The 21,034-nt window shown below is 50.5% G+C and carries 24 protein-coding genes; 18 read left to right on the top strand and 6 right to left on the bottom strand.

Annotation, left to right across the window (positions count from 1 at the left end):
- Nucleotides 1–221 precede the first annotated feature (221 nt).
- Together exbB and exbD are read left to right on the top strand one after the other, a co-directional pair.
- A complete protein-coding gene (gene exbB, locus KE671_RS11255) occupies nucleotides 222–956 on the top strand; it encodes a tol-pal system-associated acyl-CoA thioesterase (RefSeq protein ID WP_042324209.1) in 735 nt (244 codons plus the stop codon).
- Nucleotides 957–962: 6 nt separating this feature from the next.
- Nucleotides 963–1,388, top strand: coding sequence for a TonB system transport protein ExbD (exbD, locus tag KE671_RS11250; RefSeq protein WP_206163026.1), 426 nt, complete (start codon nucleotides 963–965; stop codon nucleotides 1,386–1,388).
- Between the two features lie 84 nt (nucleotides 1,389–1,472).
- On the opposite strand, the gene KE671_RS11245 is transcribed toward exbD, so the two are convergent.
- Nucleotides 1,473–1,883 carry a cytoplasmic protein gene (locus tag KE671_RS11245; RefSeq protein ID WP_206163239.1) on the bottom strand — a complete coding sequence of 137 codons (411 nt, stop codon included), beginning with the start codon at nucleotides 1,881–1,883 and terminating at the stop codon, nucleotides 1,473–1,475.
- Nucleotides 1,883–2,290 (bottom strand): hypothetical protein, encoded by a 408-nt coding sequence (locus tag KE671_RS11240; RefSeq protein ID WP_206163025.1) that lies wholly within the window; start codon nucleotides 2,288–2,290, stop codon nucleotides 1,883–1,885. The genes KE671_RS11245 and KE671_RS11240 overlap by 1 nt, the downstream gene beginning before the upstream one ends.
- Nucleotides 2,291–2,394: 104 nt before the next feature.
- On the opposite strand from KE671_RS11240, the gene KE671_RS11235 reads away from it, so the two are divergent.
- Together KE671_RS11235 and KE671_RS11230 are read left to right on the top strand one after the other, a co-directional pair.
- Nucleotides 2,395–2,898, top strand: coding sequence for an ESA_00282 family adhesion-associated protein (locus KE671_RS11235; protein ID WP_206163024.1), 504 nt, complete (start codon nucleotides 2,395–2,397; stop codon nucleotides 2,896–2,898).
- Between the two features lie 71 nt (nucleotides 2,899–2,969).
- Nucleotides 2,970–3,464 carry a TIGR00645 family protein gene (locus KE671_RS11230; RefSeq protein WP_206163023.1) on the top strand — a complete coding sequence of 165 codons (495 nt, stop codon included), beginning with the start codon at nucleotides 2,970–2,972 and terminating at the stop codon, nucleotides 3,462–3,464.
- Nucleotides 3,465–3,507: 43 nt separating this feature from the next.
- On the opposite strand, the gene KE671_RS11225 is transcribed toward KE671_RS11230, so the two are convergent.
- Nucleotides 3,508–4,548 carry an aldo/keto reductase gene (locus KE671_RS11225; RefSeq protein WP_206163022.1) on the bottom strand — a complete coding sequence of 347 codons (1,041 nt, stop codon included), beginning with the start codon at nucleotides 4,546–4,548 and terminating at the stop codon, nucleotides 3,508–3,510.
- 81 nt (nucleotides 4,549–4,629) lie between these two features.
- Between KE671_RS11225 and yghX the strand changes: the two genes are divergently transcribed.
- From yghX to hybG, 11 genes are all read left to right on the top strand, one after another.
- Nucleotides 4,630–5,517 carry a YghX family hydrolase gene (gene yghX, locus KE671_RS11220; RefSeq protein WP_206163021.1) on the top strand — a complete coding sequence of 296 codons (888 nt, stop codon included), beginning with the start codon at nucleotides 4,630–4,632 and terminating at the stop codon, nucleotides 5,515–5,517.
- Nucleotides 5,518–5,706: 189 nt separating this feature from the next.
- Entirely contained in the window at nucleotides 5,707–7,347 is a 1,641-nt protein-coding gene (locus KE671_RS11215) for a methyl-accepting chemotaxis protein (protein ID WP_206163020.1), read from the top strand.
- 85 nt (nucleotides 7,348–7,432) lie between these two features.
- A complete protein-coding gene (locus KE671_RS11210; protein WP_206163019.1) occupies nucleotides 7,433–7,720 on the top strand; it encodes a DUF2623 family protein in 288 nt (95 codons plus the stop codon).
- A gap of 189 nt (nucleotides 7,721–7,909) precedes the next feature.
- Nucleotides 7,910–9,028, top strand: a complete 1,119-nt coding sequence (gene hybO, locus KE671_RS11205; RefSeq protein ID WP_206163018.1) for a hydrogenase 2 small subunit — start codon at nucleotides 7,910–7,912, stop codon at nucleotides 9,026–9,028.
- A gap of 2 nt (nucleotides 9,029–9,030) precedes the next feature.
- Nucleotides 9,031–10,017, top strand: coding sequence for a hydrogenase 2 operon protein HybA (hybA, locus tag KE671_RS11200; protein ID WP_206163017.1), 987 nt, complete (start codon nucleotides 9,031–9,033; stop codon nucleotides 10,015–10,017).
- Nucleotides 10,007–11,185: a Ni/Fe-hydrogenase cytochrome b subunit gene (hybB, locus tag KE671_RS11195; RefSeq protein WP_152406024.1), complete on the top strand. Its 1,179-nt coding sequence runs from the start codon at nucleotides 10,007–10,009 to the stop codon at nucleotides 11,183–11,185. Before hybA ends, hybB begins: the two co-directional genes overlap by 11 nt.
- Entirely contained in the window at nucleotides 11,182–12,885 is a 1,704-nt protein-coding gene (hybC, locus tag KE671_RS11190) for a hydrogenase 2 large subunit (RefSeq protein ID WP_061076303.1), read from the top strand. Before hybB ends, hybC begins: the two co-directional genes overlap by 4 nt.
- Nucleotides 12,885–13,379, top strand: coding sequence for a HyaD/HybD family hydrogenase maturation endopeptidase (locus tag KE671_RS11185; protein ID WP_206163016.1), 495 nt, complete (start codon nucleotides 12,885–12,887; stop codon nucleotides 13,377–13,379). Before hybC ends, KE671_RS11185 begins: the two co-directional genes overlap by 1 nt.
- Complete coding sequence (gene hybE / locus KE671_RS11180) at nucleotides 13,372–13,860, top strand: hydrogenase-2 assembly chaperone (RefSeq protein WP_061076305.1); 489 nt, start codon at nucleotides 13,372–13,374, stop codon at nucleotides 13,858–13,860. Before KE671_RS11185 ends, hybE begins: the two co-directional genes overlap by 8 nt.
- Entirely contained in the window at nucleotides 13,853–14,194 is a 342-nt protein-coding gene (gene hypA, locus KE671_RS11175; RefSeq protein ID WP_206163015.1) for a hydrogenase maturation nickel metallochaperone HypA, read from the top strand. The genes hybE and hypA overlap by 8 nt, the downstream gene beginning before the upstream one ends.
- Nucleotides 14,195–14,224: 30 nt before the next feature.
- Nucleotides 14,225–14,473, top strand: a complete 249-nt coding sequence (hybG, locus tag KE671_RS11170; RefSeq protein WP_042998137.1) for a hydrogenase maturation factor HybG — start codon at nucleotides 14,225–14,227, stop codon at nucleotides 14,471–14,473.
- Nucleotides 14,474–14,513: 40 nt separating this feature from the next.
- Here hybG and yghU read toward each other — a convergent pair whose 3' ends face one another.
- Nucleotides 14,514–15,380 carry a glutathione-dependent disulfide-bond oxidoreductase gene (gene yghU, locus KE671_RS11165; RefSeq protein ID WP_206163014.1) on the bottom strand — a complete coding sequence of 289 codons (867 nt, stop codon included), beginning with the start codon at nucleotides 15,378–15,380 and terminating at the stop codon, nucleotides 14,514–14,516.
- A 195-nt stretch (nucleotides 15,381–15,575) separates the two neighbouring features.
- On the opposite strand from yghU, the gene gss reads away from it, so the two are divergent.
- Nucleotides 15,576–17,435 (top strand): bifunctional glutathionylspermidine amidase/synthase, encoded by a 1,860-nt coding sequence (gene gss, locus KE671_RS11160; protein ID WP_206163013.1) that lies wholly within the window; start codon nucleotides 15,576–15,578, stop codon nucleotides 17,433–17,435.
- A gap of 72 nt (nucleotides 17,436–17,507) precedes the next feature.
- Here the strand turns inward: gss and KE671_RS11155 are convergent, their stop codons facing one another.
- Both KE671_RS11155 and KE671_RS11150 read right to left on the bottom strand, forming a co-directional pair.
- Nucleotides 17,508–17,990 (bottom strand): hypothetical protein, encoded by a 483-nt coding sequence (locus tag KE671_RS11155; RefSeq protein WP_206163012.1) that lies wholly within the window; start codon nucleotides 17,988–17,990, stop codon nucleotides 17,508–17,510.
- On the bottom strand, nucleotides 17,977–18,771 hold the full coding sequence (locus KE671_RS11150) for a winged helix-turn-helix domain-containing protein (protein ID WP_206163011.1): 795 nt from the start codon (nucleotides 18,769–18,771) through the stop codon (nucleotides 17,977–17,979). Before KE671_RS11150 ends, KE671_RS11155 begins: the two co-directional genes overlap by 14 nt.
- 308 nt (nucleotides 18,772–19,079) lie before the next feature.
- Here KE671_RS11150 and KE671_RS11145 point away from each other — a divergent pair, with 308 nt between their 5' ends.
- The gene (locus KE671_RS11145) at nucleotides 19,080–19,823 is read left to right on the top strand and encodes an EAL domain-containing protein (protein WP_206163010.1); all 744 of its coding nucleotides are present in this window, start codon (nucleotides 19,080–19,082) and stop codon (nucleotides 19,821–19,823) included.
- 617 nt (nucleotides 19,824–20,440) lie between these two features.
- The gene (locus KE671_RS11140; protein ID WP_206163009.1) at nucleotides 20,441–20,974 is read left to right on the top strand and encodes a fimbrial protein; all 534 of its coding nucleotides are present in this window, start codon (nucleotides 20,441–20,443) and stop codon (nucleotides 20,972–20,974) included.
- Nucleotides 20,975–21,034 lie beyond the last annotated feature (60 nt).

Genomic DNA, 21,034 nt, shown 5'->3' with positions numbered 1-21,034 from the left:
ACGTCTAAACTACCACGAATGAAAAAATGCGCATCCTCAGGAATAGGATAAAGCACAATATTTTATCAAAATCGCCTCCCGTGACGTTTTACTGCGTAAGCGCAAGGAAAAGAAACCGAAGGTGCGGCACTATGTAAATAGTAATGAGAACGACTATCAATTCGACGTCGTTTTGATATTATTACGCTCAGATTTTGTGATTTGCGTCCTGGAGATACAGAGTGGGTAATAATTTGATGCAGACGGATCTTTCCGTCTGGGGTATGTATCAGCACGCCGATATCGTGGTTAAGTGCGTGATGATTGGTCTGATTCTGGCGTCAGTGGTCACCTGGGCTATCTTCTTCAGTAAGAGCGTTGAGTTCTTTTCCCAGAAGCGCCGGCTTAAGCGCGAACAGCAACTGTTGGCGGAAGCCCGCTCTCTGGATCAGGCAAGCGATATCGCAGCAAACTTTGGTGCTAAAAGCTTAAGCACCCAATTGCTCAATGAAGCACAGAACGAACTGGAACTGTCTCAGGGCAGTGAAGACAACGAAGGGATTAAAGAGCGTACCGGTTTTCGTCTGGAGCGTCGCGTTGCGGCGGCGGGACGTCATATGGGGCGCGGAAATGGTTACCTGGCGACCATCGGGGCGATTTCACCCTTTGTCGGTCTGTTCGGTACGGTCTGGGGCATCATGAACAGCTTTATCGGGATTGCACAAACGCAAACCACTAACCTCGCCGTCGTTGCGCCAGGTATTGCAGAAGCGCTGCTGGCGACAGCCATCGGTCTGGTTGCGGCCATTCCCGCCGTGGTTATTTATAACATCTTTGCCCGTCAGATTGGCGGTCTTAAAGCGATGCTGGGTGATGTGGCAGCACAGGTGCTGTTGTTGCAAAGCCGTGACCTGGATCTGGATGCTAGCGCATCTGCCCATCCGGTACGTACCGCGCAGAAATTACGTGTAGGGTAATGTTTCATGGCAATGCGTCTTAATGAAAATCTGGACGATAACGGTGAAATGCATGAAATCAACGTGACGCCATTTATCGACGTCATGCTGGTACTGCTGATCATCTTTATGGTGGCTGCGCCGCTGGCGACAGTGGATGTGAAGGTCAATCTGCCAGCCTCCTCCAGTACGCCGCAACCGCGCCCGGAAAAACCGGTTTATCTGTCGGTCAAAGCGGACAACAGCATGTTTATTGGTAACGATCCGGTGACGGACGAGACCATGGTGGCAGAACTGAATGCGTTAACCGACGGGAAGAAAGACACCACGATCTTCTTCCGTGCGGATAAAACCGTCGACTATGAAACCCTGATGAAGGTGATGGACACGCTGCATCAGGCGGGTTATCTGAAGATCGGTCTGGTCGGCGAAGAGGTCGCGAAAGCGAAATAATTGTTGTCGCTACGGGCACAATGAGAAGTAAAGCCGGGTAAGGCGTTATCGCTACCCGGCTTTTTTATTGTCGTCACGCCGGGATTATACCTGGCGTTCATTGAGCGCAACGGTGGTGATGGTCATCGTGCCAGTGTTTCCTTCGGCCAGTTTGCGCGTCAGTCGCAGCGTAGCGGTCTCACGGGCCAGCAAATGCTGCCAGGCGCTCTCCAGTCGCGCCATGATTTTGTCACTCAGCGCTGGGTTCTGTTTGATAATGGCGTTGATCGCCGCGCCATAAATCTCTTCCTTCACCTGAAGCGCGTAAATTTCCCGTCGGTTCTGCCATTTCAGACGAACCAGCGCCGCAGGAATGGAGGTCACTTCTTGCGCCACGCTTTCAAGGACCGCATTTTTATTGGCGATGAGCGCGGCAAGATTCTGCTTTAAGATAAATTGATCGCTTTTATTTTCATCTAAAGCCAAATAGACATTATTATCTTCAACATCTTTAATCATGGTTCATCGTCCAGAGAATAGAAAAGGGGCGAATCTTTCTCCCGGGTAATTAAATTAAGCCAAATATCATTACCGTTTTCATTTATATGTGTGGTCATTTCAGTGATTATTTTACTTAAGGTTTGGGCATCGATATCGCCTTCAGCCTGTAACGCATTAATAACTCGAGCGAAAGTCTCAATTTTCGCCACTCGCTCAAGCCGTTCTTTAAAATGACGATCACGTTCTTCGAGTAGAATATTTTTAGATTGTCCGGTGGCGGTCGTACTCATTAAGACATCGGCTTCATAATCGCTGAGGGTTGTTTTGCCTTGAGTGAAATTGTCATTATTTTCGGCTGTTTCTTTCGTCTGACCTGCGGCTGACAGATGAAAACGTGGTGGGACAAGGTGCTCAGGCAGCATGTCACAATATCCTTTAATATCAAATGAATAGTTATTTTTATTTGGCAGGTCGCGTTGACAATAACATGGGCTAATTTTAGAATCAAAAAAAATGGAGTCATTCTATGAACAGTATTTTTTATTCTGTCATTACCTTGCTATTGCTGACCGGCGGCGTGCTTTTATTAATGCGCGAGTTTAATAAACCGCGCAGCGCTGAAGAACTGGCCTCTGCGACTCAATCAGTACCGCTGACTAAAGAAGAGGGAGAGGATCATTTTTCCGCGCTGATGAATGCTATTACACCGGTATGGTACTGGCGCGTCAATCACGAATATATTGATTTCCTTCACGCAACAATAAAACGCATGACGATGGCGCAATTGAATGACACGCCAGGGCTGTTTGATGCTCAACGGCGTTGCAGCGATCTCAACTCAGCGGTGTACAAATACTACGACACGATAAAAAAGCGCTGCCTCAACGGTGAGAAAGTCCCGCATTCCGATCTTGACGTGTTGAACTTACGCCAGTGCTTCCGGGAGTTTAGCGTCGAAGCGTATCCGTCCCTGGTGGCGCTGGTGTGGCCTGAGTATCAGCGTCCGTGGATCAATCCTGACGAAGTTTGAGGGGGATGTTGATCTGATGTTGCACAGTTGGGATATACTGTCGCTCGGTTTTTGCAACATCACAGGAATTTATGGAACGCTTTCTCGAAAACGTCATGTATGCGTCTCGCTGGCTGCTGGCACCGGTATACTTTGGTTTGTCCCTGGCATTGGTTGCGCTGGCGCTGAAATTCTTTCAGGAAATTTTTCATGTGCTGCCCAATATCTTTTCGATGGCAGAAGCTGATCTGATTCTGGTGCTGCTGTCGCTGGTAGATATGACCCTTGTCGGCGGACTGCTGGTGATGGTGATGTTTTCCGGCTATGAGAATTTCGTTTCGCAACTGGATATCTCTGAGGGACGGGAAAAGCTGAACTGGCTGGGGAAGATGGATGCGACCTCACTGAAAAACAAAGTGGCGGCCTCGATTGTCGCCATCTCTTCCATTCATCTGCTGCGCGTCTTTATGGATGCGAAGAACGTGCCGGATAACAAGCTGATGTGGTACGTCATTATCCATCTCACCTTCGTATTGTCGGCGTTTGTGATGGGCTATCTCGACAGGTTAACCCGCCATAAACACTGACTGAACAGACCGGGTAGCCGCTGTCGCTACCCGGCACTGAACGTTACTTATCGGATGATGCCTGCCAGAGATTCAGTCCACCGTCAGCGACATGCTTATCAATCTGCGTCAGCTCTTCTGCGGTGAACGACAGATTTTTCAACGCCTGAACGTTTTCTTCCAGTTGCTCCGGGCGGCTTGCGCCAATCAGTACGGACGTGACGCGATCGTCTTTCAACAGCCAACTGAGCGCCATTTGCGCCATTGACTGACCGCGCTGCTGCGCCATCTCATTAAGCAGACGCAGGCTATTGAGGTTCGCTTCCGTCAGCATATTTTCCGTCAGACCACGTACCTTCTTCCCTTCGCGCTGCATACGTGAACCGTCCGGGATGCCGTTCAAATACTTCCCGGTGAGCAGTCCCTGTGCCAGCGGCGTAAAGGCGATGCAGCCCACGCCGTTGGCTTTTAACGTATCCAGCAAACCGCTCTTATCAACCCAGCGGTTCAGCAGGTTGTAAGAAGGTTGATGGATAAGCAGCGGGATCTTCCACTCGCGCAATAGCTCAGCCATTTTTTGCGTCCGTTCCGGCGAGTAAGACGAAATACCGACATACAGCGCTTTACCACTTTGCACGGCGTAAGCCAGTGCGGAGGCCGTTTCTTCCATCGGCGTGTTTTCATCCACGCGGTGAGAATAGAAAATATCGACGTAATCCAGACCCATACGCTTCAGGCTTTGATCGAGACTGGCGAGCAAATATTTACGCGAGCCGCCGGAACCATAGGGGCCAGGCCACATGTCATAGCCCGCTTTCGTCGAGATAATCAGTTCATCACGATACTGCGCAAAGTCTTCGCGCAGCAGGCGACCGAAATTTTCTTCCGCGCTACCCGGAGGCGGCCCGTAGTTGTTGGCTAAATCAAAGTGGGTGATCCCTAAATCAAAGGCTTTTCGCAACAGCGCTCGCTGCGAGTCGAGAGTCTGAACGTGACCGAAGCTGTGCCACAGACCGAGCGATAGCGCAGGCAGTCGGAGGCCACTTTTACCGCAGTAGCGGTACTGCATATTCTCATAGCGATCGGGGGAGGCGTTCCAGGACATGATGTCTCCTTTCTTGTGATGAATTTTCGAAACAGCGTTTTCATTCTATGCTTATAAAATCACAAATCCCGGAAATATGCGATGACGCGTCTGACAGCCAAAGATTTTCCGCAAGAATTGCTTGATTATTACGACTACTACGCACACGGAAAAATCTCGAAACGAGAGTTCCTTAATCTCGCGGCAAAGTACGCCGTTGGCGGGGTGACGGCGCTTGCGTTGTTCAATATGCTCAAGCCTGACTACGCGCTGGCGGAACAGGTGAAATTTACCGATCCCGATATTTTGCCTGAGTATATTCGCTATCCATCGCCAAACGGCCATGGCACCGTGCGGGGTTATTTAGTGAAACCGGCTAAAGTGACGGGCAAAGTGCCTGCTGTAGTCGTGGTGCATGAGAACCGGGGGTTGAATCCCTATATTGAGGATGTCGCAAGGCGGGTAGCAAAAGCGGGTTACATTGCGCTGGCGCCCGATGGTTTAAGCTCGGCAGGAGGCTATCCTGGAAACGATGAAGAAGGGAAAGCTTTGCAGCAGAAAGTGGATCCGACGATGTTGATGAATGATTTTTTTGCCGCCGTCGAATTTATGAAACAACACCCTGACGCCAGTGGAAAAGTGGGGATCACCGGGTTTTGCTACGGTGGCGGCGTCTCAAATGCCGCTGCCGTGGCCTATCCGGAACTGTCATGTGCGGTGCCGTTTTATGGCCGCCAGCCTCCTGCAACTGATGTGCCGAAGATAAAAGCACCGATACTGCTGCATTACGCGGAGCTGGATAAAAATATCAATGAAGGCTGGCCGGTGTATGAAGCTGCATTGAAAGAGAATAATAAAGTTTATGAGGCTTATATTTATCCCGGCGTGAATCATGGCTTTCATAATGACTCGACGCCACGATATGACCAGGCCGCTGCTGAACTGGCCTGGCAAAGAACGCTGGCATGGTTTGAAAAATATTTATCATAAATAACAGGATAATCATTCGTTAGGTAATATTCCCGGTGTTTTTCATTGCTAATTATAGGAATATAAGGAGCGGGGATATTGTTTATGAAAGTAAAAAAAATAAAAGTCAGTATATATTCTTCGTTCTTTGCCGATAACGAGATTAAGACTCGCCTACAGGCGACTTATCTCTAACGGCAAGGAACATATATGCACATACTGCGTAATTTCACTATTCGTGTCGTCATGCTGACGATCCTGGGTATTTTCTGTTTAATGTGGGTGGGTGTGGGTTTGTACAGCACCTGGTCTCTTTCCCGTGTCGCTGAAGGCAACGAAGTCGATCGCCATCTTGTTCGTCAGATGACGGTGCTCAGCCAGGGCAACGATCAGTATTTCCGCTTTGTTACCCGACTCAGTCGCGCGATGGAACTGAAAGCCAGCGGCGGTACGCCGGATTTCGCTCCTGTGCAGCAGGCGCTGGATAACATGAGCAAAAAACTGCAAGAGATGAAAAACCTGTCACCGGGCCCGATGGATCCCGAGGTTTCTGGCGCTGTGCTGGCAAGCTGGCAGGATCTGCTCGATAAGGGCGTCACGCCGCAAATGCAACTGGCACAGCAGGGTACCCAGACTGCCTGGAGCGAACAGGCAAACAACGTGACGCCAGTATTGAGCCGGGCATTTGGTGCTAATGCGGAACGTTTTAATAACGCTGCGGGTGTGATGCTTGATCAAACCCGCGTGATGGTGGATGGCAAAACGTCGATCATCCGTACGCTGATCATCGGAGCGGTGATCCTGGGTATTGCGATCCTCTTCTTCACCGATCGCTATCTGGTGACTATGCTGGTGAAACCTCTGGCGCGGATCCGGCAACAGTTTCGTCAGATTGCCCAGGGCGATCTCAGTCAGCCGATTGACGATATTGGGCGCAACTGCGTCGGCCAGCTCGTGCCTTTATTACGGGCAATGCAGGACAGCCTGCGCGATGCGGTAAACACGATCCGTTCTGGCAGCGACAATATCTGGCGCGGCGCCACTGAAATCTCCAGCGGCAACAACGATCTTTCATCACGAACGGAAGAGCAGGCCGCGGCGCTGGAAGAGACTGCTGCCAGCATGGAGCAGCTTACCGCAACGGTGAAACTGAATGCGGATAACGCCCGTCAGGCAAGTCTTCTGGCTGATTCGGCATCGCGCACAGCAGGAAAAGGCGGTTCGCTGGTGTCTGAAGTCGTCGAGACCATGGACGGGATTTCCGCCAGCTCGAAGCAGATTGCGGAAATTACGACCGTCATCAATAGCATTGCTTTTCAGACCAACATTCTTGCATTGAACGCTGCGGTCGAAGCGGCGCGTGCGGGTGAGCAAGGACGTGGATTTGCCGTCGTCGCAGGTGAAGTGCGTAATCTGGCAAGCCGCAGTGCAAACGCGGCAAAAGAGATTGAAACACTCATTGCCGAATCTGTTCGTCGAGTCGACCATGGCGCGGCGCTGGTGAAGGATACCGGTTCAACGATGGAGGCGATCCTGCGCGGCGTGACGGAAGTCGACACCATCATGAAGCAAATTGCCTCGGCGTCTGAAGAACAGAGCAAAGGGATTTCACAGGTCGGCGTCGCGATTACCCAGATGGATGGCGTTACGCAGCAAAACGCCGCGCTGGTGGAGCAGGTTTCCGCCGCCGCCGCTGCGCTGGAAAGGCAAACGGAAGATTTACAACGTTCCGTACAACAGTTCCGGTTGTCGCAAGATGACACACCCAATCTCCCCGCCAAACGTGCGGCTTCCGCCGGTCAACAACGCCCGGCAACCGCAGCGTCAGGCAATGAGTGGGTGGCGTTTTAAGGGACGGTAAAAAAGTCGCTGAACCCTCTGGCCTTTGTTTAAAAGATCGCTATATAATTTCATATATAGCGATTAGGGAGGGGTCATGAGCAATCATTTTGGTAAGGGTCTGATGGCGGGATTAAGCGCCACGCAGGCTGACAGCGCCCGTAATGTAGCGGATTTTTGTTCGGATTATAAACGCGGCTTCGTATTAGGTTTCTCGCATCGCATGTTTGAAAAAACCGGTGACAGGCAACTCAGCGCCTGGGAAGCGGGGATCCTGACGCGCCGTTACGGCCTGGATAAAGAGATGGTGATGGACTTCTTCCGCGAAAATCAATCCAGCACCACAATTCGATTTTTTATGGCCGGTTATCGACTCGAAGGTTGATCTAAAGGGGGTATTATCTTGCTTTAATTACTTACACTAGCCGTCATTCCCTTCGTTTTATTATTCCCGCGCAGTATTATAGGCTACATAACCATAACAAAAGTGTGGTAAATGGCGCACCGATCGCAGTTACGGATTTGTGGTTGGTGCAAAATAAGAGCCAGGTCTTCGTAACGGAATAACTATAAAATGACTGGAGATAACACTCTCATTAATTCCCATGGCGTAAACCGTCGTGATTTCATGAAGCTTTGTGCAGCTCTCGCCGCCACGATGGGGCTCAGTAGCAAAGCCGCCGCCGAAATGGCTGAATCGGTATCCCGTCCGCAGCGCCCACCGGTTGTCTGGATTGGTGCTCAGGAATGCACGGGCTGTACCGAATCCCTCCTTCGCGCGACCCACCCCACGGTAGAAAACCTTGTTCTGGAGACCATCTCTCTGGAATATCATGAGGTACTTTCCGCCGCTTTCGGCCACCAGGTTGAAGAAAACAAACACAATGCGCTTGAGAAGTATAAAGGGCAGTATGTGTTGGTTGTTGATGGTTCCATCCCCTTAAAAGATAACGGTATTTACTGCATGGTTGCCGGTGAGCCGATTGTGGATCATATCCGCAAAGCGGCAGAAGGCGCGGCAGCGATTATCGCTATTGGTTCCTGTGCTGCATGGGGCGGCGTCGCCGCTGCTGGCGTGAACCCGACCGGCGCGGTTGGCCTGCAGGAAGTGCTCCCAGGTAAAACCATCATCAATATTCCTGGTTGTCCGCCGAACCCGCATAACTTCCTGGCGACCGTCGCCCATATCATCACCTGGGGCAAGCCGCCGAAGCTGGATGCGAAAAACCGTCCGACCTTCGCCTACGGACGTCTGATTCACGAACACTGCGAACGTCGCCCGCACTTCGATGCCGGTCGCTTCGCGAAAGAGTACGGCGATGAAGGTCACCGCGAAGGCTGGTGCCTCTACCACCTTGGCTGCAAAGGGCCAGAAACCTGGGGCAATTGCTCCACACTGCAATTCTGCGATGTTGGCGGCGTATGGCCGGTGGCGATTGGTCACCCGTGCTACGGCTGCAACGAAGAAGGCGTTGGTTTCCATAAGGGCATTCACCAACTTGCTCATGTGGAAAATCAGACACCACGCTCCGAAAAACCTGATGTGAATATGAAAGAGGGCGGCAACATTTCTGCCGGCGCTATCGGGTTGCTTGGCGGCGTTGTCGGTCTGGTGGCCGGTGTCAGCGTCATGGCAGTTCGTGAACTGGGGCGTCAGCAAAAGAAAGATAACGCTGACTCACGGGGAGAATAACCGTGAACAGACGTAACTTTATCAAAGCAGCCTCCGGCGGGGCGTTGCTGTTAGGCGCTGCGCCGTCTATCAGCCACGCGGCTGCAGAAAATCGCCCGCCCATCCCCGGTTCTCTGGGCATGTTGTATGACTCGACACTGTGCGTGGGCTGTCAGGCCTGTGTGACCAAGTGTCAGGATATCAACTTCCCGATGCGTAACCCTGAAGGGGCGCAGACCTGGTCGAACAACGACAAGCTGTCACCGTATACCAACAACATCATTCAGGTGTGGCGCAGCGGTACAGGCGTGAATAAAGATCAGGAAGAGAACGGCTATGCATACATCAAGAAACAGTGTATGCACTGCGTCGATCCCAACTGCGTCTCTGTCTGCCCGGTATCCGCACTGAAAAAAGATCCGAAAACCGGCATCGTTCATTACAACAAAGACGTCTGTACCGGCTGCCGTTACTGCATGGTTGCCTGTCCGTACAACGTGCCGAAGTATGACTACAACAACCCGTTTGGTGCGCTTCACAAATGTGAACTGTGTAACCAGAAAGGCGTTGAGCGTCTCGATAAGGGCGGCTTGCCGGGCTGTGTTGAGGTTTGTCCTGCCGGAGCGGTCATTTTTGGTACCCGCGAAGAGTTGATGGCCGAGGCGCAAAAACGCCTGGCGCTGAAGCCTGGTAGCGAATACCACTATCCGCGTCAAACCCTGAAAACGGGCGATACCTACGTGCATACCGTGCCGAAGTACTATCCGCATCTTTACGGTGAAAAAGAGGGCGGTGGGACTCAGGTGTTGGTACTGACCGGGGTGCCTTACGAGAATCTGGATTTGCCGAAGCTGGATGAGATTTCAACCGGCGCGCGTTCCGAACATGTTCAACACACCCTGTATAAAGGCATGATGCTACCACTGGCCGTGCTGGCGGGCTTGACCGTGCTGGTTCGTCGTAATACCAAAAACGACCATCACGACGGAGGAGACGATCATGAGTCATGATCCTAAACCGCTGGGCGGCAAAATTATCAGCAAACCGGTCATCATCTTCGGACCGTTAATCATCCTCTGTATGCTCCTGATCGTGAAGCGTCTGGTATTTGGATTGGGGTCAGTCTCCGATCTGAACGGCGGTTTTCCGTGGGGCGTCTGGATTGCCTTTGACCTGTTAATCGGCACCGGCTTTGCCTGTGGCGGTTGGGCGCTGGCGTGGGCGGTATATGTCTTCAACCGGGGACAATACCATCCGCTGGTACGTCCGGCGCTGCTGGCGAGCCTCTTTGGTTATTCTCTGGGGGGCCTGTCGATCACCATTGACGTGGGTCGTTACTGGAACCTGCCGTACTTCTACATTCCGGGTCACTTTAACGTGAACTCGGTGCTGTTCGAGACGGCGGTCTGTATGACCATCTACATTGGGGTGATGGCGCTGGAGTTTGCCCCTGCGTTGTTTGAACGTCTGGGCTGGAAGGTGTCGCTGAAACGCCTGAATAAGCTGATGTTCTTCATCATCGCCCTCGGCGCGCTGTTACCGACCATGCACCAGTCCTCAATGGGGTCGCTGATGATCTCAGCAGGCTACAAGGTGCATCCGCTGTGGCAAAGCTATGAAATGCTGCCGCTGTTCTCGGTATTGACCGCCTTTATTATGGGCTTCTCGATTGTCATCTTTGAAGGCTCGCTGGTTCAGGCTGGCCTGAGAGGAAACGGGCCGGATGAGAAGAACCTGTTCATCAAGTTGACGAACACCATCAGCGTGATGCTGGCGATCTTTGTCGTGCTGCGCTTTGGTGAGCTGATTTACCGGGACAAGCTATCGTATGCCTTTGCCGGCGATTTCTACTCAGCCATGTTCTGGCTTGAAGTCGTGCTGATGGTCTTCCCGATAGTAGTGCTGCGCGTGGCGAAACTGCGTAATGACTCCCGTATGCTGTACCTGTCTGCGCTGAGTGCGCTGTTAGGTTGTGCTGCATGGCGTCTGTCCTATTCGCTGGTGGCATTTAATCCAGGCGGCGGCTACCACTACTTCCCGACCTGGGAAGAACTGTTGATTTCTATTGGTTTTGTGGCTATTGAGATTTGCGCTTACATCGTACTCATTCGTCTACTGCCGATACTTCCTCCTTTAAAACAAAACGATCACAATCGTCATGAGGCGAGCAAAGCATGAGCCAGAGAATTACTATTGATCCTGTAACCCGTATTGAGGGGCACTTACGTATCGATTGCGAAATCGAGAACGGCGTTGTTTCAAAAGCATGGGCCTCTGGCACCATGTGGCGCGGTATGGAAGAGATCGTGAAGAATCGCGATCCGCGTGACGCGTGGATGATTGTGCAGCGTATTTGCGGCGTTTGTACGACAACGCACGCGATCGCCTCGGTTCGTGCGGCAGAAAGCGCGCTGAATATTGACGTTCCGGTTAACGCTCAGTATATCCGTAACATCATTCTGTCGGCGCATACCACTCATGACCATATCGTTCACTTCTACCAGCTTTCGGCGCTGGACTGGGTGGATATTACTTCTGCGCTGAAAGCCGATCCGGCAAAAGCGTCAGCGATGCTGAACGGCGTGTCGACATGGCATCTGAACAGCGCGGAAGAGTTCACGAAGGTTCAGAATAAGATCAAAGATCTGGTTGCCAGCGGCCAGTTGGGAATTTTCGCCAACGGTTACTGGGGACACCCGGCGATGAAACTGCCGCCGGAAGTGAACCTGATCGCCGTTGCTCACTACCTGCAGGCGCTGGAATGTCAGCGTGATGCCAACCGCGTGGTGGCACTGCTGGGCGGTAAAACACCGCACATCCAGAACCTGGCGGTGGGGGGGGTTGCCAACCCGATCAATCTCGATGGCCTGGGCGTACTGAACCTGGAACGCCTGATGTACATCAAGTCCTTCATCGACAAACTGAGCGACTTTGTTGAACAGGTTTACAAGGTGGATACCGCGGTGATTGCCGCGTTCTACCCGGACTGGCTGGAACATGGTAAAGGGGCGGTTAACTATCTGGCTGCGCCGGAATTCCCGACAGACGGTAAGAACGGTAGCTTCCTGTTCCCTGGTGGTTATATCGAAAATGCGGATCTGTCGAGCTATCGCCCGATCTCCTCTCACTCCGACGAATACCTGATCAAAGGGATTCAGGAGAGCGCCAAACACGCCTGGTATAAAGACGAAGCTCCGCAGGCACCGTGGGAGGGGACGACCATTCCGGAATATAACGGCTGGTCAGATGATGGCAAATATTCATGGGTGAAATCCCCAACGTTCTACGGTAAAACCGTCGAAGTGGGACCGCTGGCAAACATGCTGGTTAAGCTGGCGTCCGGACGTGAGGCCACGAAGGCGAAACTGAATGAAATCATTGCGATTTATCAGAAGCTGACGGGTAAAACGCTGGAAGTGGCACAGTTGCACTCTACGCTGGGTCGCATTATTGGTCGTACCGTTCACTGCTGTGAACTGCAGGGTATCCTACAGAATCAGTACAGTGCGCTGATTGCCAATATCGGCAAAGGTGACCACACCACGTTCGTGAAACCAAATATTCCGGCAACGGGCGAATTTAAAGGCGTTGGTTTCCTTGAAGCGCCGCGTGGAATGCTCTCTCACTGGATGGTGATTAAAGACGGCATTATCAGCAACTACCAGGCGGTAGTACCATCAACCTGGAACTCCGGTCCGCGTAACTTCAATGATGACGTCGGTCCGTACGAACAGTCGCTGGTAGGTACGCCGATTGCCGATCCGGAAAAACCGCTGGAAGTGGTACGTACTATTCACTCCTTCGACCCCTGCATGGCGTGCGCAGTGCACGTTGTTGACGCTGACGGGAACGAAGTTGTCTCTGTGAAGGTTCTGTAATGCGGATTTTAGTCTTAGGGGTTGGCAATATTTTGCTGACCGATGAAGCCATCGGCGTTCGTATCGTTGAAGCCTTAGAGCAGCGATATGAATTACCGGATTTCGTCGAAATCCTCGATGGCGGCACGGCGGGTATGGAGTTGCTCGGCGACATGGCGAACCGGGATCATCTGATCATCGCAGACGCCATTGTGTCGAAAAAAAATGCACCAGGTACCCTCATGATCCTGCGGGATGATGAAGTACCGGCGCTGTTTACTAACAAAATTTCCCCGCATCAACTGGGCCTGGCCGACGTTTTGTCGGCCCTTCGCTTCACCGGTGAGTTTCCGAAAAAACTGACGCTGATTGGCGTCATTCCGGAATCACTGGAGCCGAATATTGGCTTGACGCCAACGGTGGAAGCGATGATTGAACCTGCGCTTGCGCAGGTTCTGGCTGCGCTGCGTGAGTCGGGCGTTGAAGCGATCCCACGGGAGGCGGCTCATGTCTGAGGAGATTTCCGGGTTCCAGACTGCTCCGAAAGCACAGGTTCAGGCTGCGTTTGAAGCGATTGCGCAGCGTTCAATGCATGATCTGTCTTTTCTGCATCCTGATATGCCGGTATATGTCTCTGATTTTACGCTGTTTGAAGGGCAGTGGACGGGATGTGTGATTACGCCGTGGATGCTGAGTGCATTGATTTTCCCGGGGCCAGACCAGCTCTGGCCGGTGCGCAAAGTCAGTGAAAAGCTTGGGTTGCGTCTGCCGTACGGCACGATGACGTTCACGGTGGGTGAGCTGGATGGCGTATCGCAGTACCTGTCCTGCTCCCTGATGTCGCCGCTCAACCACAGTCTGTCTGCGCAAGAGGGTGTGCGTCTGGCCGATGACTGCGCACGGATGTTACTGTCACTGCCGGTCAGCGATCCGGATGCGCCGCAGACAAGTCGTCGCGCGCTGCTGTTCGGGCGTCGGGGTTTGCAGAATGCATGAGCTGTCTCTTTGCCAGAGTGCGGTTGAAATCATTCAACAGCAGGCTGAGCAGCATGGTGTAGAGCGCGTCACCGGCGTGTGGCTGGAGATTGGCGCGCTGTCTTGTGTCGAAGAAAGCGCGGTACGTTTTAGTTTTGACATTGTCTGCCAGGGGACGGTGGCGCAAGGTTGTGAATTGCACATCGATTACAAGCCGGCGCAGGCATGGTGCTGGGATTGTAGCCAGGCGGTTGAAATCATCCGACATGATGCGCAGTGCCCGCGTTGTCATGGCGACCGACTGCGCGTTGATACCGGCGATTCGCTGAAAGTGAAAAGTATTGAAGTTGAATAACCCATGATGTGACATGGGGCGGAGTCAGATATGTGTATAGGCGTTCCGGGCCAGGTTCTGGCCGTCGGTGAAGATATTCACCAGCTTGCGCAGGTTGAAGTATGCGGCATCAAGCGTGATGTGAATATTGCGCTGATCTGTGAGGGTAGTCCTGCAGAACTGGTCGGGCAGTGGGTATTGGTGCATGTGGGGTTTGCGATGAGCATCATCGATGAAGAAGAAGCCAAAGCCACGCTGGATGCGCTACGCCGTATGGAGTACGATGTGACCAGCGCCTGATAATGTATGCCGGACAGGTGATATCCGGCATTTTTCTCGTTTATGCCTGACGCTTATCTTCGGTGTTTGTCTCGAAGTCACCGGCGTCATGACGTTCATGGAGCTGCTCGTTTAGCGGCCCGTTGGTACGATTCACAATTCGCCCACGCTTAACCGCCGGGCGTTCAGCGATCGTTTTCGCCCAGCGCTGCACATTTTTGTAGCTGCTCGCGTCAAGAAATTCTGCCGCGTCGTACACATTGCCCAGCACCACGTTGCCAAACCACGGCCAGATAGCCATATCGGCAATAGTGTACTCATCGCCCGCCACGTAAGCGTTATTCGCCAGCTGCTTATCCAGCACGTCCAGCAGGCGTTTGGCTTCCATCGTAAAGCGGTTGATCGCGTACTCAATCTTCACCGGCGCGTAGTGATAGAAGTGGCCAAAACCGCCGCCGAGGAAGGGCGCAGCGCCCTGGAGCCAGAACAGCCAGTTCAGGGTTTCTGTGCGTTTTGCTCGATCCTGCGGCAGGAAATAGCCAAACTTTTCCGCCAGATACAGCAGGATCGATCCCGACTCAAACACGCGCACCGGCGGATTCTGCGAATGATCGCGTAATGCCGGGATCTTCGAGTTCGGGTTAACCTCTACAAAGCCGCTGGAGAACTGATCTCCTTCGCCAATGCGGATCAGCCAGGCATCGTACTCCGCACCGCTCACTCCCTGCGCCAGCAGTTCTTCCAGCATGATGGTGACTTTCTGACCGTTCGGCGTGCCCAGCGAATAGAGCTGAAGCGGATGCTTACCGATGGGCAGCGTTTTGTCGTGCGTTGGACCGGAGATCGGACGGTTGATGTTGGCGAACGCGCCGCCGCTGGATTTTTCCCACGTCCAGACTTTCGCGGGCTGATAAGTGTTATCTGACATGTTGACCTGCCTTCTGAGTGGTTGTGTTGAAGCAGTGTAGCAGGTCGCCATCCGGACCTTTAACAGATTGGCACATTTACGCCTGGCTAATTTTTGTTGTTGCGCGCGCTCCCGCTGCGTTGAGGTGTATGATGGATGGCGATGTAGAGCAGGCAAGCAGACGCTGCTCAGCGGTATAGTTTTGAGGTAAGGTGCATGAGCAAAGGAACGACCAGTCAGGATGCCCCATTCGGGACATTACTGGGCTATGCCCCCGGCGGTGTAGCGATCTATTCTTCAGATTACAGCTCCCTAGACCCACGGGACTATGACGATGATGCTGCATTTCGTAGCTATATCGACAATGAATATATGGGCCACAAATGGCAGTGCGTTGAATTCGCACGCCGTTTCCTCTTCCTGAATTATGGTGCGGTGTTCACCGATGTCGGTATGGCGTGGGAGATATTCTCGCTGCGTTTCTTGCGCGAAGTGGTGAACGACAACATTTTGCCGTTGCAGGCGTTTCCGAACGGTTCACCCCGCGCGCCGGTCGCCGGAGCGTTGTTGATTTGGCAGAAAGGCGGTGAATTTAAAGACACCGGCCACGTCGCGATTATTACTCAGCTGCTGGAAAACAAAATCCGCATTGCCGAGCAGAACGTGATTCACACACCGCTACCTCCCGGACAGCAGTGGACGCGTGAGCTGGAGATGGTGGTGGAAAATGGCTGCTATACCCTGAAAGATACCTTCGACGACACCACCATTCTGGGCTGGATGATCCAGACCGACGAGACCGAACACAGTCTGCCGCAGCCGGAGATTGCCAATGACTCGCTGAAGATTGGCGCGGCAAGACTGGAAGAAAAGGGACAGTTTGACGGCAAGTGGCTGGACGAGCAGGATCCACTGCAGAAAGCCTATATTGCGGCGAATGGTCACGTAATCAATCAGGATCCGTATCAGTATTTCACAATGACAGAAACTGCCGAACAGGAGCTGATTAAAGCGACCAACGAGCTGCATCTGATGTATCTGCACGCCACTGACAAGGTGCTGAAAGACGACAACCTGCTGGCGCTGTTCGATATTCCCAAAATCCTCTGGCCCCGTTTGCGTCTCTCCTGGCAACGTCGCCGCCACCATATGATCACCGGTCGTATGGATTTTTGTATGGATGAGCGTGGGCTGAAGGTGTACGAATACAACGCCGATTCCGCGTCGTGTCATACCGAAGCGGGGCTGATCCTCGAGCGCTGGGCGGAGCAGGGCTATAAAGGGCAGGGGCACAACCCGGCAGAAGGGTTGATTAACGAGCTGGCAGGAGCCTGGAAACACAGTCACGCGCGTCATTTTGTGCACATCATGCAGGATAAGGATATTGAGGAAAACTATCATGCCCAGTTTATGCAGCAGGCGCTGCATCAGGCCGGGTTTGAAAGCAAGATCCTGCGTGGGCTGGATGAACTGCGCTGGGACGATGCCGGACAACTCATTGACGGTGACGGACGTCTGGTGAACTGCGTCTGGAAAACCTGGGCGTGGGAAACGGCGATTGAGCAGGTGCGCGAAGTCAGTGAAACTGAATATGCCGCCGTGCCGATTCGTACTGGACATACCCACCAGGACGTACGGCTGATTGATGTGCTACTGCGCCCGGAAGTACTGGTCTTTGAGCCGCTGTGGACAGTGATTCCCGGTAACAAAGCGATTCTGCCAATTCTGTGGCAACTCTTCCCGCACCACCGCTACCTGCTGGATACCGATTTCATCGTTAATGATGAACTGGCGCAAACCGGTTATGCGGTAAAACCGATTGCCGGGCGCTGTGGAAGCAATATCGACCTGGTCAGCCATCAGGAAGAGCTACTGGATAAAACCAGCGGGAAATTTGCGGAACAGAAGAATATTTACCAGCAGTTGTGGTGTCTGCCAAACGTCGCCGGTAAATATATTCAGGTATGCACCTTTACCGTCGGCGGAAACTACGGCGGCACCTGTCTGCGGGGTGACGAATCGCTGGTGATCAAAAAAGAGAGCGATATTGAACCGTTGATAGTGGTGAAGGGATAGGATACCTGTATCCATCAGAACCCGCCTGTTGGCGGGTTTTCTGCGTTCGGATGGTGATAACGCAGGGGGAAATTAATTCGGATTGACGCACATTATCGCCGCCGTATATGGCGTACTAATAAGCCATGCGTTATGCAATTTTTTAAACCCCAGGAGGAGAGTGCGTGCTGTGGTATCGATCAAATACTGGTTAAAGAGCTGATTTGGCACATTATCAGAAAGATGAGCATGCACTTTGCTGATGTTGATGGCGATTTTGCTGTCGGCAGCCATCTCAGAGGTCATCCTGAGTTCTCTGCGAACCTGATAGGTCTGATTATTACTCCCATCTTTTAACAGGCCAGTGATATTCATTGTGCCTTCCTTCCCTTGCGTCAGATCAAACACTATCGTGCCGGTAAAGATCTTTTTGTCAGGATAATCAATCCATTTGACGGTAGCTGTACAATTGATTTTTTCCGGAGCAACAGGAAAACGGACGAGCAGGAGCAATGTGATAACACCCATCGCGGCAAGAATAAAAACGGAGATAACGCTTTTTTTAGTTGCTGACATAGATATCCCTACAGCCAGTGAGCTTTTCAGTATTCTTATTTTCAAATGTACAGGCAGTTAAAAATGCGCTTCCTGTCGAGTTGAATACATATAAGTCTTCCGCATCGAAGATCAGAAAAGTGCCGCCGACACAAGAAAAATGCCCCTCTGCCAGTTGGTTAATTTTATTCATGGCTGTCTGACGATACGCCGAAGAAAAAGGCGAGGTGGTAAAAACTGAACATCCATTCAGTGAGCCTAATTGATGGAGCTGAACATTCTCAATCCGTTCAGAGAACAACATGTTGCTCAACAACAGACGCAGAAGATAAGCTACACAGAGGAGGGTAAGCAGCGAGATGCACACCAGCATAAAGCGGGAGCATGGCGTTTTAGACGGGAGATTCGCTGCCGCGACAGCAACCGGCCGGCCTTTATTTTGGCATACATCCTCCGGTGACCGAATTTCCGCTGCCTTGCAGAGCGTCACGGTGGCATTTAATGAAAAACCCAGTTTCGGGATGGTCTGAATGATCTCTTTACAGCCCAGAAGCGCAAAATTCCTGCGTAGCAGCGAAATATATTGATTAAGACTGTTTCCGGAACCAGTGTAACCATACTTATCCCAGACATCATGTATAATGTTATTGCGGGTAAGCACAGTATTGGGTTCATCCAGTAAGTGCGTTAACAGTCGACCTGCCGTTTCTGACAGCAAAATATTATTTTCAGGTGAGACAGCGTGACTCAAAAGTCGACTGTCGCTTTCATAGATAATCTCATTATTAATAAGATATTTCATTCTCTACCCACCCGAGTGTAATTTCCGTTAATTATACATTTTCTATTTATTCCACACTATTCCTTTTTAAACTACAGTGATTGTTATTAATGTTAATAAAAGGTTTTATTTTGTGTTGCTTGATGTTTTTTTTAATGTCAGTACGGTTCATTGGAGCAGGATGAAAAAACGATTGTTTGGAATTTAAATCTATGAAGTCTGTAATTTACGGTTTTTTATTTTATAACGTCATATAATGTTGATTTATTATTTTGTTATCCTGGTGCTGAAGGTAAACTTGCTGGGCCGTATGAAAGGGGGCAGGAATAATGATTGATAATATGTTTAATAATATCCTTGATGAAGTATCCGCGTTTGCTCAACCGATCATTAATATAAAAAGTGGTATGCCCATAGGTCTGGAGATCCTTCTGCGCCGTAAAGCGAAAAATGGGGAAGGATATACCTCACCAGAGACGATTCTGGAAAAAACAACATCTCTTGAGGATCATAACGCGATTACCCTGCGGTTACTGGAAATTGTCTCAGGATATAGGCGTTATGTACATGATCAGAATGTTCATCAAGAACCGTCATTTATCTCATTGAACATCATTGCTGAACAGTTAGCCTGCCCGACACTGGTCGAAAAACTGATTCAGTTTCAACAGGCCTTACCGGAAGGCACAGACTTACTTATCGAATTGCTTGAAGGGCACGGGAAAGATTTAAATGATGGTATAAAATCAACTATAGTGTCTTTAAGCAACTATGGAATCAAATTTGGCATTGATGACTTTGGTAATAATTCAATTTGTCTTAAATATCTCGAAGCCTTGCATTTGAATGTTTTAAAGATGGATATCAGTATGGCCTGTATCAAAGGCGGAAAATTGCTATTCGAAAAGACTATTCAGTCTCTGGTGTATCTGGCAAAAAGAATGAATGTGCTATTGATTGCCGAAGGGGTGGAAACCAAAGAACAACTCATCCTTCTGCAAGCGTGCGGTGTCCAGAACGTACAAGGTTTTTATTTTAAAAAACCTTATCCTCTGGATGTCTTGTTGACATAAAGCGCCCTTTTTCCTCAATGAAATAAACTCCTCCTCCCTGAATCTATTCTTCTCCGTTTTATCACAAATCCTTCCAACCCATTCAATCCTTATGGATTGTTTTACAATAGTATCACACAGATTATTTCCTATTGAGTTTTAACATCACGCTAAGCCACACCTTGTATTATTCTTATAAATAACGATTCATTCTCATTGAGAAGGGTAAGCATACAAGAGTACATTTTCTGATTATCAAGTTATATCCAGGAACAGCATGTTTATTGCTGTTTACAGTTTATGTATTTACTGGTGTACAAGAAAAAAATAATGGTTTTTTTAATCTTATAATTCCTGGTTGTAACTCACTTAAGATAGCTTGTGGAGTTATTTATGTTGCGGGCGATAGATATAACTGAATAATGTCGATGACAATGACGAAATAAACTATCAAAGTAAATATTGTAATATTAGTAATTCTTTGTAAGTTATTGATATTATGGTGTTTTATATTTGTAAAGCAAGGTTTGATATTGCGATTTCACTCGATTTATAGCGTGAGTATAAACAAAATTGATCGCCAGCATTTTTTTAAATAATATAGCTGAGCAAATTTGTTTTACAGAGAGAATATAATAATGAATACGTTCAATAAGTCGTTATCGGCTGTTTGTTTTGCTTTTATTAGTGGCATATCCGGGCAATCGGTAGCGGCTGATGGAACCGTGCACTTTACAGGGACCATTCTTGATCAGGCGTGTGAAGTTGATGGCGGAAGTCAGGATCTAAAAGTCGAGTTGGGGACAATCTCGGCGAAATCTCTCGAAAACCAGGGCGAGTCCGCAGCAACGCCTTTTACCATTGCTTTGCATAATTGCCCGGAGTCAGTGACCAAAGCACAGGTTCGCTTTGACGGCACACCGGATAGCGTAAATAAAGATCTTCTGCAGCTTTCTGGCTATGGCAACGATGGTGTGGCTAAAGATGTCGGTATTATGATCACTGACATGAATAATCACCCCATTCCTGTGTATAAAAATTCAGGTGATTTTGCGCTGAATGGCCCTGACAACACCCTGCAATTTCTGGCGAAATATGTCGGAACCACGAAAGCGATTCCGACGGGTGGCACTGCAGACGGTATTGCTGTTTTCTCCATCGACTATCGCTAAATGACTATCGGGAAATAAATTATGGAGCAAGGACGCTTTTAAGATAATGATACGGTATTT

The sequence above is a fragment of the Citrobacter amalonaticus genome (assembly GCF_018252635.1).
Taxonomy (GTDB): Bacteria; Pseudomonadota; Gammaproteobacteria; order Enterobacterales; family Enterobacteriaceae; genus Citrobacter_A; species Citrobacter_A amalonaticus_E.
Note: the sequence above shows the minus strand (reverse complement) of the source record. Positions and strands in the feature narration are given on the sequence as shown.